The sequence below is a fragment of the Subtercola boreus genome (genome assembly GCF_003399645.1).
GTDB lineage: Bacteria > Actinomycetota > Actinomycetes > Actinomycetales > Microbacteriaceae > Subtercola > Subtercola boreus_A.
This window is the reverse complement of the sequence record NZ_NBXD01000068.1, coordinates 1-1,016: the sequence shown is the minus strand read 5'-3', so window position 1 is coordinate 1,016 and position 1,016 is coordinate 1. Positions and strand designations below refer to the sequence as shown.

Sequence of the window (1,016 nt, the reverse complement as noted above, 5' to 3'; positions counted from 1 at the left end):
AGTGCGACCCGGGCCGCAGCCGGTGACGGTGCGGTGTAAATCGGTTTCACGTCACGCTTCAGCGCGTCCCAGTCCTGCTTGGACGCGAGCCGGAACGTGTTCCGCAGCAAATGGATGACACACGTCTGGACCGTGGCGAGTGGCCACACATTCCCAACAACCTCCGGCAGGCCCTTCAGCCCGTCGCAGACGAGGAAAAACGTGTCCCTGACACCACGGTTCTTGATGTCGGTGAGCACACTCATCCAGAACTTCGCACCCTCACCACCAGTCCCAGCCCAGGGTCCGAGGACATCTTTCTCCCCGGCAAGGTTCACCCCGATCGCGGCATAGAACGGCCGATTCGCGACTTGACCGTCACGGATCTTGACCACGACCTTGTCGATGAAGATCGCCGCGTACACCTCGGACAGTGGTCGGGTGGACCACTCGTTCATCTCGTCGATGACCTTATCGGTGATCCTGGAGACCGTCTCCTTCGACACCGATGCGCCATAAATCTGTTCGAAGTGAGCAGAGATCTCACCCGTCGTCAGGCCCTTCGCGTACAACGACAACACGATCTCCTCGACCCCGTTCAGCCGGCGCTGCCTTTTCTTCACGATCTGCGGCTCGAAAGTCCCATCACGGTCTCTCGGGACCTCGATCTGAACGTGCCCGCTCGCCTCGGTCAGGACCGTTTTCGGGCGCGTCCCGTTCCGCACGTTCGTGCCCTCACGATCCTCCGCGTCCCGGTGCTTCTCGTGACCGAGATGCTCAGTGAGCTCCTCGTTCAACGCCGCCTCGAGAACGTTCTTCGTGAACAGCTTCAACAGCCCGTCCGGGCCCGTCAGCGACAAGCCCTGCTCTTTCGCTAACCGCACCAGCTCAGCGGCCGCGGTAGCCTCCGCCGACCGGCCCTCCTGATCAATCTTCTTCTTCGTCGCCACAACATTAAGTGTCGTCATCACGGCACCTTCCCCGCCAGACTCACGCCCGACGCGTTAGGCCGAAAACACCGTTTAAGAAACAGTCCC

1 protein-coding gene is annotated in these 1,016 nt (G+C 61.0%); it reads right to left on the bottom strand.

Annotated features, from left to right (window positions below):
* Positions 1–947: IS256 family transposase (locus B7R24_RS16920; protein ID WP_116429919.1), on the bottom strand; the 947-nt coding region annotated here is incomplete at its 3' end.
* Positions 948–1,016 lie beyond the last annotated feature (69 nt).